At 34.1% G+C, this 13921-nt stretch carries 14 protein-coding genes, 1 tRNA gene and 1 pseudogene; 7 read left to right on the forward strand and 9 right to left on the reverse strand.

The features are described from left to right. Nucleotides 1-2: 2 nt before the first annotated feature. Nucleotides 3-665: an ABC transporter ATP-binding protein gene (locus Q2T76_RS06495; protein ID WP_302084723.1), complete on the forward strand. Its 663-nt coding sequence runs from the start codon at nucleotides 3-5 to the stop codon at nucleotides 663-665. Nucleotides 666-682: 17 nt separating this feature from the next. Here Q2T76_RS06495 and Q2T76_RS06500 read toward each other — a convergent pair whose 3' ends face one another. The 3 genes from Q2T76_RS06500 to Q2T76_RS06510 all read right to left on the reverse strand — a co-directional run bounded on the left by Q2T76_RS06500 (nucleotide 683) and on the right by Q2T76_RS06510 (nucleotide 3210). After that, complete coding sequence (locus Q2T76_RS06500) at nucleotides 683-1168, reverse strand: hypothetical protein (protein WP_302084724.1); 486 nt, start codon at nucleotides 1166-1168, stop codon at nucleotides 683-685. Nucleotides 1169-1244: 76 nt separating this feature from the next. Continuing rightward, nucleotides 1245-2738, reverse strand: a complete 1494-nt coding sequence (locus Q2T76_RS06505) for a PH domain-containing protein (protein WP_302084725.1) — start codon at nucleotides 2736-2738, stop codon at nucleotides 1245-1247. Further along, nucleotides 2728-3210, reverse strand: a complete 483-nt coding sequence (locus tag Q2T76_RS06510; protein ID WP_302084726.1) for a PH domain-containing protein — start codon at nucleotides 3208-3210, stop codon at nucleotides 2728-2730. The genes Q2T76_RS06505 and Q2T76_RS06510 overlap by 11 nt, the downstream gene beginning before the upstream one ends. 142 nt (nucleotides 3211-3352) lie before the next feature. Here Q2T76_RS06510 and Q2T76_RS06515 point away from each other — a divergent pair, with 142 nt between their 5' ends. Next, on the forward strand, nucleotides 3353-4459 hold the full coding sequence (locus Q2T76_RS06515) for an SLC13 family permease (protein WP_302084727.1): 1107 nt from the start codon (nucleotides 3353-3355) through the stop codon (nucleotides 4457-4459). Between the two features lie 31 nt (nucleotides 4460-4490). On the opposite strand, the gene Q2T76_RS06520 is transcribed toward Q2T76_RS06515, so the two are convergent. Beyond that, the gene (locus Q2T76_RS06520; RefSeq protein ID WP_302084728.1) at nucleotides 4491-5330 is read right to left on the reverse strand and encodes an aldo/keto reductase; all 840 of its coding nucleotides are present in this window, start codon (nucleotides 5328-5330) and stop codon (nucleotides 4491-4493) included. Between the two features lie 131 nt (nucleotides 5331-5461). Here Q2T76_RS06520 and Q2T76_RS06525 point away from each other — a divergent pair, with 131 nt between their 5' ends. Beyond that, complete coding sequence (locus Q2T76_RS06525; RefSeq protein WP_302084729.1) at nucleotides 5462-5908, forward strand: nucleoside 2-deoxyribosyltransferase; 447 nt, start codon at nucleotides 5462-5464, stop codon at nucleotides 5906-5908. A gap of 118 nt (nucleotides 5909-6026) precedes the next feature. Then, nucleotides 6027-7376, forward strand: coding sequence for a DUF6056 family protein (locus tag Q2T76_RS06530; RefSeq protein ID WP_302084730.1), 1350 nt, complete (start codon nucleotides 6027-6029; stop codon nucleotides 7374-7376). Nucleotides 7377-7385: 9 nt separating this feature from the next. Here Q2T76_RS06530 and Q2T76_RS06535 read toward each other — a convergent pair whose 3' ends face one another. Continuing rightward, on the reverse strand, nucleotides 7386-8012 hold the full coding sequence (locus Q2T76_RS06535; protein WP_302084731.1) for an HD domain-containing protein: 627 nt from the start codon (nucleotides 8010-8012) through the stop codon (nucleotides 7386-7388). Nucleotides 8013-8290: 278 nt separating this feature from the next. Between Q2T76_RS06535 and Q2T76_RS06540 the strand changes: the two genes are divergently transcribed. Next, nucleotides 8291-9577 (forward strand): MFS transporter, encoded by a 1287-nt coding sequence (locus tag Q2T76_RS06540; RefSeq protein ID WP_302084732.1) that lies wholly within the window; start codon nucleotides 8291-8293, stop codon nucleotides 9575-9577. A 496-nt stretch (nucleotides 9578-10073) separates the two neighbouring features. Next, nucleotides 10074-10601: pseudogene (locus Q2T76_RS06545) on the forward strand (C39 family peptidase); the annotation flags it as partial. Between the two features lie 27 nt (nucleotides 10602-10628). Here the strand turns inward: Q2T76_RS06545 and Q2T76_RS06550 are convergent. Together Q2T76_RS06550 and Q2T76_RS06555 are read right to left on the reverse strand one after the other, a co-directional pair. Next, the gene (locus Q2T76_RS06550; protein ID WP_302084733.1) at nucleotides 10629-11276 is read right to left on the reverse strand and encodes a C39 family peptidase; all 648 of its coding nucleotides are present in this window, start codon (nucleotides 11274-11276) and stop codon (nucleotides 10629-10631) included. Between the two features lie 80 nt (nucleotides 11277-11356). Continuing rightward, nucleotides 11357-11429, reverse strand: a tRNA-Thr gene (locus Q2T76_RS06555). A 101-nt stretch (nucleotides 11430-11530) separates the two neighbouring features. Between Q2T76_RS06555 and Q2T76_RS06560 the strand changes: the two genes are divergently transcribed. Then, nucleotides 11531-12166: a metal-dependent transcriptional regulator gene (locus Q2T76_RS06560; protein ID WP_302084734.1), complete on the forward strand. Its 636-nt coding sequence runs from the start codon at nucleotides 11531-11533 to the stop codon at nucleotides 12164-12166. A 13-nt stretch (nucleotides 12167-12179) separates the two neighbouring features. On the opposite strand, the gene Q2T76_RS06565 is transcribed toward Q2T76_RS06560, so the two are convergent. Both Q2T76_RS06565 and Q2T76_RS06570 read right to left on the reverse strand, forming a co-directional pair. Further along, nucleotides 12180-12911: a DUF975 family protein gene (locus Q2T76_RS06565; protein ID WP_302084735.1), complete on the reverse strand. Its 732-nt coding sequence runs from the start codon at nucleotides 12909-12911 to the stop codon at nucleotides 12180-12182. A gap of 70 nt (nucleotides 12912-12981) precedes the next feature. Then, entirely contained in the window at nucleotides 12982-13920 is a 939-nt protein-coding gene (locus tag Q2T76_RS06570; protein WP_302084736.1) for a DUF4097 family beta strand repeat-containing protein, read from the reverse strand. Nucleotide 13921 lies beyond the last annotated feature (1 nt).

Consider the following 13921-nt stretch of genomic DNA (forward strand, 5'->3'; position numbering starts at 1 on the left):
AAATGTCAGTCATGGAATTATCTAATGTTTCTAAGAGCTACCAAGATGGCAACGAAACAATCGAAGTTTTGAAAAACATTAATTTATCAGTCAATGCCGGTGAATTCATTGCTATTGTTGGTCCAAGTGGCTCAGGGAAAAGCACCTTCTTGACGATGGCTGGAGCTCTCCTTCATCCAACTAATGGCTCAATTACAATTGACGATCAAGAAATCACTTCTGCTAGTGACAAAGTTTTGACAGATATTCGACTCAATAAACTTGGTTTCATTTTTCAAAGTGCCGAACTAATTCCTTATCTCACAATAATTGATCAACTCAATTATATTGCCAAAATTGCCCACCTTAGAGACTACGAAAAGCATAATCTAGAATTATTAAAATCAATTGGTCTTCAAGACCAACAACATAAATACCCCACCCAGCTTTCCGGTGGGCAAAGACAACGCGTGGCTATTGCTAGAAGTCTTGTCAATAATCCCAAGATTATCCTAGCAGATGAACCAACTGCTAGCCTTGATTCGAAACGTGGTTTTGAAATTGTCAAAATGTTACAAGAAATTAGCCATACCAAAAACAAAGCCGTGGTAATGGTAACTCATGATGAAAGAGTACTTGATTTAGTTGATAAAGTTTACAAAATCGAAGATGGTCAATTAAGTTAACAAGCAACAAAAATGCCCTACAATTCTATGTAAGGCATTAAAATATTACTAACCATGGTTGTAAGTTGTTCAACATCTTTTTCTTCAAACTTATGTGATTTCAAAACGGTGTCTTCCAAAAATCCGATGGTGCCCCAACAAACGAAATTCAAGGCTCTTATTGCATCAATTCCTACTTTGAGTTTTAATACTTCCTTAGCACGCTTAATGGTCATTTCGGCCACTTTACTCATTAACGAAGAATTAGAATTTTTATATAATGCATCAAAAGTTACTAAATTATCAGAGACAAATTTCAAAATGTGCCGGAAGTATCCATAATCATCGTTTACTTCTGAATAATCATTCACCATCAACAAGAACCTAGTCAAGGTATCATCCTCGACTTGTTCTTTCAAATCGTAAATATCTTCATAATAAACATAAAAAGTCCGTCGATTAACTTTTGCTAAAGTTGTTACTTCCACGATAGTAATTTTTTCAATGGGCTTTTTTGCTAGCAAGGAAATAAAACTGGTTTCGATCTTCTTTCTAGTTTGTAAAGCTCTTGTGTCAGCCGTTTTTTCTCGACTCCCATTTTTATATAGCGCGATACCAACTCATTAATTCATTAATTATTTTTTCTGGTAAATAACCCAAATTAATTGATTTACCACTTGCTCCTGATCGGTAGTGAACCTTAACACTAGCTAGTTTTTTCTTCTCTAGCCAGACACTTTGTTTTTTAACCAAACTCTGGACTTTATCAATCTTAAATAATACTTGGCTTTGCGAATACATTGTATTGAATTTCAAGCCAACAAACTCTTGGTCAATAACAAAAATATTTGCACGTAGAGCTTCCATTAAGGACGGCATAATAACTAACCATAGACAAAAAATCACTACTGCTAGCGTTGTATAGAAGCTCTTGAACACTAACACGTCGGCTGCTACTCCAGCAACGATGAATGGCAGCGACCAAAGAAGTGCATTTCTAAGGTTGTAATAGATAGTACTTCCCAGACGAGTGTTTTTTTGATATTTAATCTCGGGAAATTCTTCGAAGAATTCGGCTAAGAATTCGCGAGTCTTATCAGTACCGATTATTGGCATTACAGTTAGATTCTTTTCAGTATCTTTTTTATTAGAGTTAGAAATAATTACTAACTGAATGGTTTCAATTTTCAATAGTTTTCTTATCCAAGTCTGATGAATCTTGATTGCCTGAATCCGATCAGTTTCAATCGAAACAGTTCTTGTTTGAATTAATCCATATTTCACGTTCAATCTTCCCGGAGTTTTTGTCAAAGTGAAATTGAAGTATCTAATCACTAATAACAAAATTGAAACTAAATATAGTAACAACAAGAAGAGTAACGAAGCACCGATTGCGAAACTAATTCCGAAATGTTCTATCGAAAAATTGACATACATCATGTCTTTAAAACCTTCAGGGACGTCATTAAAGAATCTTGCCGAATAACCAATTAACACTACCGCAGCAGTAAGAAAATAAGTTGAAGTAGCTGAATATAATAAAAGATTCTTAGTCGAAATCTTATATTCAGAAATGATTTTCGTTTTGTTTTTTTCTGGTTCAACAACAGTAGTTGGCTCTGCTTGAACCTTTAACTCATCAACTTGATTACGATGAGCTTCGATTTCATCTTTTAAGGACATATCAACCGCTGACAAAGTTACTTCCGGACCTTTTTTGTCATTTCCAGCGGTTTCAATTTCCAACTGTGTCAAATTCAATGGCTTCAAAAAGAACCATTGATTCACGGTAATATTTTGAATGCGATCATATGGAATGTGATTTACTTTTTTGACAATAATCCCACTATTCACTTTGATATCACGATCTCTAATCTCAAATGAAAATGTGAAATAACGCAATGCTGAAATCACCACCAGCAAAACAAAGGCCACTACAATTGCTAAAAGGCTCCACAGAATTCCTTGAATTCCCAATGAAGAAATTAGCCCTACCATTGAGAAAATTAATGGCACGATCAATTCTCTGATAGTTTTAATTAAAAAATAGACTACCGAAATGGGATGAAGTCGTCTGACTTGTTTAGAGGTCATTTCTAGCCTCCTTCGCCAATTTCATAATTAGATCTTTTAGTTCTTGTGCCATATCACCAGTTAACCCATCAATCTTATGATTTTCAGCAGCAGTAACAATACTTACCTCATGGAGTTTAAACATTTGCAGAATTGGTCCTTGTTTCATGGTGACATTTTGAACTCTGGCAATAGGAATAACGATTTGTTTTCGCAAGAAAAATCCTTTATGTAATTCCACCCGATTTTCGGTAATATTGAAGGTCCAAAAATTCCAACGGTACGGAATAATTGCTAGTTGTACAACAAAAATAATAATTATAATTGCAAGAATCGCCCAAAGATAAATTGAAAAGGTATTATCCTCGACGGTAACAGGTATTAATAATTTTGCCGGGATCCAAATTATTAAAAAGAAGATTAAAGTAAATATTGCATGCAATCCCCAAATACTTCTAATAGCTTTAGGTAGCTTTTCTAACTTGTTTTCCATATAATTCATCCTTCTAAATCAATTTGATTTTAATTATACCTGAAAAATAAGACCGACAAAAGTTCGCAAATATCTATTTTAAAAACGTTCGTTAAAGCTTATAATGGACACTGCATGTTGTTTACAAATAAGAGGATATGAAATGGCAGTAATATTTAAAAAGATTGCCAGCGACAAAGTGCTATTAATTGCTTTTGTGGCTGCTATTATTACTAGTTTTTTAAGTGCCCCACACATTATTCAAGATATCAACTGGCATATGATAGGATCGTTGCTTTCAATGATGCTACTTGTTCAAGTCTATGAATACCTGGATTTTCTTGAATATATTGCAACTGAATTAAGTATAAAAGCTAAAACTGTCCGCCAGTTGATGGTTGTGATTGTCTGTCTTTCATTCTTTGGAGCAATGGTTTTAACAAATGATATTACTATCCTAACCATGATTCCCCTCTTTCATAAAATGGCGAAACATTTAAAGATCAACCCGGTTATGCCGGTAATTCTCATCGCCGTATCTTCCAACTTAGGAAGTATTTTCACTCCCTTTGGTAATGCCCATAACTTATATGTTTTATCGCATTACAATTTATCAATTACACAGTTTTTCAAAATGTCAGCGCCAATTTCAATTATCAGTTTTGTGGTCTTGTTGCTACTAACAATGACTTTCCCTAAGCAAGAAATTCAAGCTCGAGAATTGAAAAAAATTGTCTTAAATAAACCAGCTCTAGCAATTACCTTTGCAATTACCATCTTGTTCTTTTTGAGTATTTTTTCATTTATTCCAATTTGGATTCCACTTATCTTTTCAATTGTGTGGACCCTTCTTCTCAACTATCATGTTACCGAAGCAGTTGATTACGCCTTGTTATTAACCTTTATGTGCTTTGGGGTGGCTGTTGGTAATGCTAGTCGCATTCCCGAAGTCGTACAATTGTTCAAATTTTTAGAAAAAGATCCCATGAGTATCTACTTAACTAGTTTAATTACCAGTCAATTCATGAGTAACGTTCCGACAACAATTTTAGTTTCACAATTTACCAAAGATGTTACTGCTGTTTTCTTAGGAACTAATTTGGCAGGAATCGGGACAGTCATTTCTTCAATGGCTAACCTCTTAACTTTCAAGCAATACAATTTCTTCTTCAAAGTTAAACCATTAAGATTCTTAGTAACTTTCTTTGTAGTTGATTTACTATTATTGATTTTATTTGGTGTTATCGGTGCCTTTCTAATTTATATCTAACAAAAAAAGCCTGAAAACTTCAGGCTTTTTTCTATTCAACAATTTTTTCATCAGGGTCAGTCCCTGGTAAATCTTCTAAGCGTTTCATATCTTCAGGTTCAATCGCAAAATCTACTTGAGTATTTTCAACGATATGGTCTTTACCTACTGCCTTAGGCAATGGCAAGGTTCCGTGTTGTAAACAATATCTAATTGCTAATTGTGCAGGAGTAACTCCATATTTATGGGCAATCTCTTCAATTACTGGATGTTCAATTAAATGACCCGTAGCAAGTGGTGAATAAGCCTCCACCAAGATATTATTATCGGTACAAAAATCTCTGACTTTTTCTTGATCAAAGCCAATGAAATATCTAATTTGGTTAACCATTGGTTGAACTTTGGCATCTTTAATAATGTTCTCTAAATCGAGAATACCGAAGTTCGCAACACCGATTGCCTTTACTTTTCCTGTTTCGTAAAGTTCTTCGAAAGCCTTCCAGACAATCATATTATCTCGGTCATGAATGTTCCCACTATCATTCCATGGCCAAGGTGCTTGAAGTAAATACAAGTCAAGATAATCAGTCTGCAAATTTTCTACAGTTCGATCAAACTCTTCAAATACTTCATCGTAAGTCATCACTTCTGGTGGTAATTTTGACGAGATAAAAACATCCTTACGATCAATACTTGATTCTTTAATGGCTTTACCAATACTACTTTCATTGGCATATTTCTTAGCTGTATCAAAGTTTCTATAACCAGCCGCAAGTGCATCCTTAGCAGTTACATAAGCTGGATCTCCTCCAGGAATTTTCCAAGTTCCAAAACCAAGTTTGGGAACTTCAATTCCGTTAGCAAGTACATAAGATTCGTTAATAATACTCATAGCAAAAACCTCCTTTTATGATGTAGTTATTATGTCATGTCTAAATCAATTTTACTAACAAAACACACTATTGAATGTTCGCCTAGAATCCTTTATGATATTAAGCAACGCTGTAACAGAAAGGGAACAATATGACTAAAAAAGTCTATCTAGCAGGTCCATTTTTTGACGAAAAAAATGAACAAAGAAATCGTGCTCAAAAAGCTTTTGAAGCACTTCAAAAAAACCCCACAGTTGGTGATATCTATCTACCAATGAATAATCAGGAAGCTGACTATCCAGAATTATCACTTGAGTGGAGTAAAGAAGTTTATCAACGTGACATCAACGCAATGGAAAATGCTGATGCTATCGTCGCAATTCACGACTTTGAAGGTCATGGTATGGACGAAGGTACAGCTTTTGAAATCGGTTGGGCAGTTGGTAAGAAATATATTGTTCTGTTCCAAGAAAAAGAAGCAGCTGTCAACGTAATGCCCTTACAAGCTGCCAATTATTTTACTAGATCATTCGACGAGTTAAGTACCATCGACTTTGATAACGAAGAACAAAAAGAATACGACGGTGAAATAATATAAATGCCTCTTCTAAGAGGCTTTTTCATTGTCTTCTAATTGTATATTAACTTATTTATAAAACTAGGTTATTATGAAATAAGCATTGTTGTAAATATTTTCTATGAAACTAGGTAAAAAAATGTCATATATAAAAAATCTGAGCACCTTTAAAAAAGTACTTTATGCTTCATTTATTTTAATTTTATTATTCAATTTAGTAATCCCATCTCTCTCAGGAGACGATCTTTTCTACTACAATGCCATTAGTGGTCACAGTTTTAACGGCCAATTTTTAAATGATTTACCAAAATTTATTTTCTCAAGATATCATATCTGGAGTTCTAGAGTTGTGATTGAATTCTTCCTAACATTTTTAACTCAACATGTTTTCATTTGGAAAATATTAGCTACTGGAGTAACTTGTCTGTATATTATCCTTATGAATTACTACTTCAACACAAGAAAATCTCTAAATATTTTACTAGTTATCCTTACAACTTTATTTTCACTTCCAAATTCTTTTTTCAGTGAAACAGGTTGGATTGCAACCACGACTAACTACTTTTGGGCAATCACCTTTGCATTAGCCGCTTTCTATCCTTTCTTTCAGAAGTTGATGAAGAGAAAAATTAACTGGTTTTTCTACTCAGCAGCGTTAATAATTCAAATTTTTGCAAGTAATCAAGAGCAAATTAATGCTTGTTTCTTAGGTTTAACTACGTGTTTGATCGTTTATCTTGCATTTCAAAAACAAAAAATTTGGATCTTGTTACCTAACTGGGTACTTTCAATAGGTGGGGCAATCTTTTCTCTAACTACCCCTGGCAACAAATTACGTTACGCATCAGAGTTGAAACACTGGTTCCCAGACTATGCTCATTTTGGTCTTCTTAGAAAATTGGAATTAGGTTTTTCCTCAACTGGCAAAGCAACTTTTTTTGATTTTAACTTGAGCGCACTTCTTTTCTTTATAGTTTTAGCATTGTTGTCTCTTCTAATAATAAAAAATAAGTATTTAAAAATGATGACACTTGTTCCTCTAATTACTAACATTATGTTTTATATATTTAAAATTAACCGCCCTAATCCAAACTCTGTGGATGATTTAACCAATAACTTTTTAAAACATTTTACAAATTTTGGAACTGATATTTCTTTAAAAAATCCTAGATCAATAATGCCTGATTTGTTCATACTCATACTACTTATTATTACAACTGTTTCCATTTGGTTAATCATTGAAAATCATAAAAAGGCCCTGCTAATAATCATCTTATTGGCAATGGGCTTTGCATCTAAATTTATCATGGCTTTTTCACCTACCATATGGGCATCGGGAATTCGAGTCAATTTTTCGTTATATGTTAGTCTTATAATGGCAACTCTAATTTTACTCAATGAGTATGAAATTAAAAATCCCGAAGGTATGACTAAATTCATGAATTTGTATATTCCTTCCGCAATAGTAGCAGGTATTCTTATGTTTTAAAAAGAGACTCTAACGAGTCTCTTTTTTAAATTCATCCAAAAATTCTAACATGAAATCATGTCTGATTTTAGCCAGTCGTTTTCCTTCAGTCGTGTTCATTTGATCTTTTAACAACAGTAATTTTTCATAAAAATGATTGATGACTGTTCCCTGTTCTCGATAACTGTCATGATCCATTTCTGTTCGTGGCTTTATTTTAGGGTCATAAATTTTGCTACCCTTATTTCCACCATAATAGAAGGCTCGACCAATTCCAATTGCCCCGATAGCATCTAAACGATCGGCATCTTGTACAATTTGGCCTTCAATCGGTAACTCAATATGATTTTCCAAATTCTTTGAATAAGACATGTTATCAATAGTAAAAAATATTTGATCAACTTGATTCTCATTCAGTTTTTGTTTAGTTAAAAAATCTCGTAAATCTTGACGTGCCAGTTCAACGTCCGCAACTAATTTTTCATCAATTACATCATGCACATTGGCCGCAATTTGAACAATTTCAATATCTGCAGTCGGTTCTGTCTCCAGAATTTTCTGTGACAATTTCACAACTCGATTAATATGATCAATCGAATGTCCTGATGTATCGTTAGCTAAAATTTCATTTCGGTATTTAACAATCTGCTTATTCATAAATAATGACCTCGTTATTTCATTATATATAATCATTCAAAAAACTACGAGTAATATCTGAATTCTCAAAAAGTATACTTGTTTCAATCTTCTAATTACGATAATATCAATATTATCATTTGCGAAAGAGATACGTTCATGCTGTATATAATGAAAGCCGCTATCAATTCAATCAGATTGAGAAGCGCTTAATCTACTTCTAATTTGAGAAAGACTCTTAAGTTAGAAGTTTCAAGCTGTAATTGTCACATTGTTTTATATCTAACTAGGAGTATTTTATGAAAAATAACGTTTCATCTTCTCTGCCCAATAATTGGCGGAGAAATTTATATATCTTTTTAAGCGGACAATTTCTGTCCGGAATTACCAGTATGGTAGTCCAATATTCAATTATTTGGTACTTAACTAAAGTAACTGGTTCAGCAACAATTTTAAGTTTTGCTACATTATTGGGAATGATTCCCATGGTTGTCTTAAGTCCTTTCGTTGGTCCAATCGTCGACCGTCGAAACAAAAAGTTCTTATTAATTATCACTGATATTATCGTGGCACTATTCGCTTTAATTCTTTCGATTTCAGGAACAATCTCACCAGAGTTTCCATTATGGCTAGTCTTTGTTTCTTTATTTATTCGTTCTGTAGCACAAACATTTCAAATGCCAATTATTCAATCAATCCTTCCTACCATGGTGCCTGAAGCAGAATTGACTAAGGTAAATGGGCAATTAGGAATGATACAATCAGCCAACTATATTATTGCCCCAGCACTAGGAGCTTTCCTATTTGCCATTGTGCCAATGAACTTGCTAATTCTGTTCGATGTTCTGGGTGCAATTTTCGGGGTAGGTTTATTATTCTTTGTGGTTATTCCTCGTATCTCAGCCGAGAATGAGAAAATCCAAATTTGGGCAGATTCAAAATTTGGACTACAAAAATTAGTTGCCAATAAAGGTCTTTGGTATATTACCCTTATTGGATCTTTTTTCATGTTACTTTTCATGCCTGTTGCCAGCCTATATCCACTAATGACGATGGAATATTTCCAAGGAACTGTCGGACAAGCCGGCTTGATTGAAGTCGTCTATTCTGTTGGCGCATTGTTAGGAGGACTAGTTATTGGATTATTCGGTAACTGGAAGAATCGTATAATTCCTATCCTAGCATCATTTGTGGTCGTTGGAGTAACAACCGGTCTTAGTGGCATTTTACCTGGTGACCAAAAAGGTTTCATTTGGTTTGTTGTATTGAATGCAATCGCAGGATTTGCCATGCCATATCTTGAAACTCTATTAATGGCTATGATCCAACAAAGTTACGAACCCAAGTATTTGGGTAGAGTTTTAGGAGTTTTTAATTCCTTAATGAGTGTTACCGGTCCAGTGGGTTTAATTTTCACAGGTCCAATTGCTGATGGAATTGGCGTTGAAAAAATGTTTATCATCACTGGAATTGGGACTTTTCTTTGTGGAATTGCAATTGTCTTAATTCCAAAGGCCAGAGATTACGATCTCTCACTCCAAAAAAAATTGGCAAAGAACAAAATTGAAGTTCCCACCGAAGAATAATGATTAGCTCCACAAGGAACTAACAATCGTAATAATAGTAATTAGAACTAATACAACAATTTCTTTTTGTTGTATTTTTTCTTTCAAAAAAATCGCCGAAAAAACCACTCCGTACAAAGAAGTTATATTCAAAATAGCTCACCTTTCGTCAAGTTCGAGTATCAATTCATAATTTACTTTAAAAATTATTGAGTTATTATTAAATTAAAATAAATAATTAGGGGAGCTAATGATGACACCAAATAAAAGGGGAATTTTATTTGTCAGCACTTTTTTTGTTGCACTTTTACTAACTGGATGTGGTTCAAATACCCAAAAAACATCTAAAGCTGAAGTTCAAGGAGCTGTAAAAGTAGCTAAGAACTACAAGCCAAAGAAAGCTACAAAAAAGACCGTTCAAAAAACTTCATCATCACCAGTAGCGACGAAACAAGCTACTAATTCAACTGGCAACACTTCAAATAACACTCCACAAACAACACAATCTTCAAATACTTCACAGAAAGTTCTAGGAGTTCCATACATCAGTCAGGGTTCAACTATGTTATGTGAAGGTTCATCCTTGTTGGAAGCTTTACACTACAAAGGTGTAACTAATCAAGGTATTTATCAATTTGTAAATTCAATGCCAATTTCACCTAATAACAATCCATATAATGGATATTCTGGAGAATGGCGCCACAATGTTAATGGTACTTATCAGGGCATGATGTCAGGTCCAGTTGTTCAATGGGCTGCAAAAGTTGGTGGCAGAGCTTCGCAAATATCAGGAGCCGCTGCAATTAAAAATTCAATTAATAGCAATAACCCAGTAGTTGCTTGGATTGTGTACGGCTTCTCAACTCCTCAATTCAAACAAATGCCTTGGGGTCGAGCAGTTTGGAACGGACATGTAATCTGTGTCGATGGCTATAGACCAGGCGGTTATCATATTGTCGATCCTAACGCTGGAAGTTATTGGATTTCATCAGGAACTTTTGAAAGCTCCAATGGCGTTACTGGAATGGCAGTTTCAGTTGGATAATAAAAAGACACTCAATGAGTGTCTTTTTTAGTAGGTCATTGCTCGATAGCCTTGATTAGCGTATTTTTTCCAAAAAACTTCATATGACAAATGATCTTGTTCACCTGTATATGGATCGTTAAAAATAAGATTGTCTTTATCATATCCTGTAAGTAGAACACAATGTGCTGGTTGATAGTGATAACTAATCCAGGCAACCACTGGTTTACCAGCTTTTAGTTTTTGTTTAATTGTCTTGATTGATGACGAACTCAAATCCTGGAAACTCCCAACATATTTCAGAAAAACATCTCGCCAAGCCGGTGGATACATCGTATATCCCGTTCCATCAAATGGATTACCCCAGAAACCACTTTCCATATCGCCATTAGGAGCATAAGGAATTACTCTTGCTAACTCAGTGTTAGTTATCTTAACTCCCTTGAAATTAAACAGCATTGTGGTAGCAGTAATTTCACAACCAGTAGGCAAGTCAGGAAATTGAGATAACTTCTTCACTTTAATTAGAACTTTACTACTTTTGTCACCCACATCTTTTTTCACAATCGGTTGATCATTGTTTGTATAATTTGCCCAGACATTTCTTGAGTCATCAAACCTCATAGATAAAGCCACAACTAATATTGTCGAGAGCAAAATAAGACACACAAAGAATTGCATATTTCTTTTTCTCAAAAAGCAGTCCCCTTTTTTAACTGTTTTTTAATAAAAAAGACCGTAGATTACACAAATAATCCACAGCCCCATTGAATCTAAGCCATCTATCGGATTTGAACCGACGACCCCCACCTTACCATGGTGATGCTCTACCTACTGAGCTAAGATGGCACATTTACCTTTAATAATATACCAATAGTCTATGAATCTCTCAAGTGCAAATTTACTTTAGTTATTGGATATTTTATACTCTATATAGCGAGGAAAAAAATATGTCTCCCAATAAAGAAAATTACTTAAAAGCCGTCTATGAATTGACTCTAGACTTTCGAAAAGTTACCAATAAAAATATTGCTTCAATTATGAATGTTTCGGCAGCTTCAGTAACTGAGATGCTAGCTTCTTTAGCCAAAGATAACTTAATTGAACATAAACCATATAACGAAATTTCACTTACCAAGTCTGGAAAAAAAATTGCCAAAGAACTTGTTAAGCGTCATCGTATTTGGGAAGTTTTCTTATATGAAAAATTGAATTACGAAATCGATACATTACACGAAGCTTCTGATCAATTAGAACACACATCAGATGACGTTTTAAGCGAGCGACTTAACAAGTTCTTGAACTATCCAATTCGTTGTCCACATGGCGGATTAATTCCAGGAAACGTTAAAAGACGTTCCGATAATGACACTCCACTAACTGAGTTTCCTGTTGGTGCAATCAAAAAAATTCATCGAGTCGTTGATAATCATGAATTCTTAACCAAATTCAAGACCACTGGTCTCACGATTGGTGAAGAAATTGAAATTGTCGAAGAAACCGATGACTACATCTTAGTAGCCTCCAAAGAAGATGGCAAAGTTAAAATTCCGATAACCGATGCCTCATTTATTTTTCTAGACTAAAAAAGAGCAATCATTAGATTGCTCTTTTTTGATGGGCTAATAAATCACGATAGTAAATTGCATAAGTTAAGTTCTTATATGGCAATAACCAAAACGATAGTAACCCACAGGTAAAGAAATTTAAAACATCCCAACCTAAGAAGCTAAACACAAGTATTAAATACTCAATTTTACGATTTCTCAACAAACGATAGCTGCCTGACATTGTCGAAAAAATCCCAATCTTTTGGCCACTATCATGGACATCTTTATAAATAAAATACTGTTGTGAAAAAGCAATCATGAAGAAGATTCCTGGGATAAAGTAAAAGTTTAATCCCGTTTGAACGAAGAAATTAGCAATCGCCCACATTGCAATAACTGGCAAGAAGAAGTCTTTACTGAATACCCGAAAGGCTCCGGTAGTCAGGTTGACCCGCTTGTTATCTAGTTGCATATTTAAATAATCCAAAGAAGAATATTGGATCCCAACAACTAACATTGCTGAAAATAATTGAAATCCCATTAACAAAATATTTTCTCGAAGATTGAAGTTCAATAAATTTCCAGAATTCATTAATTTAGTGATTTGTTCAGTAGAATATAAATCACTAATTCTGGATGCTAAATAAAAAGCTCCCGCATAGTAAAGGATTTTCAACAAAACTGCTGGTAAATTCAATTTTGTTAATTCACTTCTCTTTGCTCTAAGAACTAATCTAGCTTGTTTCTTTATTTCAAAAACATTTGAAGTTCCTGGTCCCAATGGCTTACCTCATTATTATTTCTTATGAAACCATACTAACACACCAAATAAAAAAAGCTGAAATTCAGCTTTAACTTATTTCAACTTCTCCGCTATTAGTAGTGATTCTTAAAACATCCTTACTATTCGGATTCTTTTCAAATGATTTACTGTACTCGCGGTCATAGTAATCAAGTTTTGAAGCACTCGAACGACTCTGGTAACTAAAACCAATATTATTTATTTCTTCAATATCAACATCTCCATTAGTTGTTGATATTCTGTTATTTTTCTTCAAATTTACTCGTTCAAGTTCAACATCACCACTAGTCGTTTTAATGCTGCTATCACTCAACTCAGTTGTTTTAACACTTATGTCACCGTTAGTTGTAGATAGTTCGCTTACATCAGCAATGGTTGTATTTTCCACTTCAATATCACCGCTGTTGGCAAAAGAATTGAGTTTATTTAATTGCGAGTTTTTGAAGCTAATTTCACCATTAGCTGTTTTTAACTCAGTTTGCTGACTAACCTTAACACCTCTAATTTCAAAATCAGAAGTATTTCCATTTAGTCTCATTTCAGAAGCTTCAACATCATTTATTTTAACATCTCCATCTTCACTGTTAACTTTAATCACATTGACTTTTTCATCATATGGGATTGTAATTTCAATCTTTGGATCACGGAAAGAAAGGTTAACTCCGACATTGAATTTTGTTTTTGCATCTTCGTCAATTGTTAAATTTTCTGATTCTTGACTAATTGTAGCAAATTTCTTACCAATAACGTTTTGCTTAACGCGATATTCATTGCCTTGCTTAATTTCAACATCGGCTCTATTAGTGTTGATATACAAGTTTTTAAATTTTTTAACCGTTTGTTCTTTTCTATGCTGTCTATTGTCAGCAACTTGAGGGCGACCATTATCAAAACTGATACTTCTAACTCCACCCATCAATGCGCCGCAGACTGTCAAAATCACTCCGACGAATAGCACAATAGAAGTAATTACGTAATATTTCTTCATG

It is taken from the genome of Lactobacillus sp. YT155, assembly GCF_030504545.1.
Taxonomy (GTDB): Bacteria; Bacillota; Bacilli; order Lactobacillales; family Lactobacillaceae; genus BQUT01.

What these genes read in the sequence shown, in the direction of transcription:
- Q2T76_RS06505 (WP_302084725.1), bottom strand. Translation starts at nt 2,738, where the DNA reads ATGACCTCTAAACAAGTCAGACGACTTCATCCCATTTCGGTAGTCTAT.
- Q2T76_RS06510 (WP_302084726.1), bottom strand. Translation starts at nt 3,210, where the DNA reads ATGGAAAACAAGTTAGAAAAGCTACCTAAAGCTATTAGAAGTATTTGG.
- Q2T76_RS06570 (WP_302084736.1), bottom strand. Translation starts at nt 13,920, where the DNA reads ATGAAGAAATATTACGTAATTACTTCTATTGTGCTATTCGTCGGAGTG.
- Q2T76_RS06530 (WP_302084730.1), top strand. Translation starts at nt 6,027, where the DNA reads ATGTCATATATAAAAAATCTGAGCACCTTTAAAAAAGTACTTTATGCT.
- Q2T76_RS06535 (WP_302084731.1), bottom strand. Translation starts at nt 8,012, where the DNA reads ATGAATAAGCAGATTGTTAAATACCGAAATGAAATTTTAGCTAACGAT.
- Q2T76_RS06525 (WP_302084729.1), top strand. Translation starts at nt 5,462, where the DNA reads ATGACTAAAAAAGTCTATCTAGCAGGTCCATTTTTTGACGAAAAAAAT.
- Q2T76_RS06515 (WP_302084727.1), top strand. Translation starts at nt 3,353, where the DNA reads ATGGCAGTAATATTTAAAAAGATTGCCAGCGACAAAGTGCTATTAATT.
- Q2T76_RS06560 (WP_302084734.1), top strand. Translation starts at nt 11,531, where the DNA reads ATGTCTCCCAATAAAGAAAATTACTTAAAAGCCGTCTATGAATTGACT.
- Q2T76_RS06495 (WP_302084723.1), top strand. Translation starts at nt 3, where the DNA reads ATGTCAGTCATGGAATTATCTAATGTTTCTAAGAGCTACCAAGATGGC.
- Q2T76_RS06540 (WP_302084732.1), top strand. Translation starts at nt 8,291, where the DNA reads ATGAAAAATAACGTTTCATCTTCTCTGCCCAATAATTGGCGGAGAAAT.
- Q2T76_RS06520 (WP_302084728.1), bottom strand. Translation starts at nt 5,330, where the DNA reads ATGAGTATTATTAACGAATCTTATGTACTTGCTAACGGAATTGAAGTT.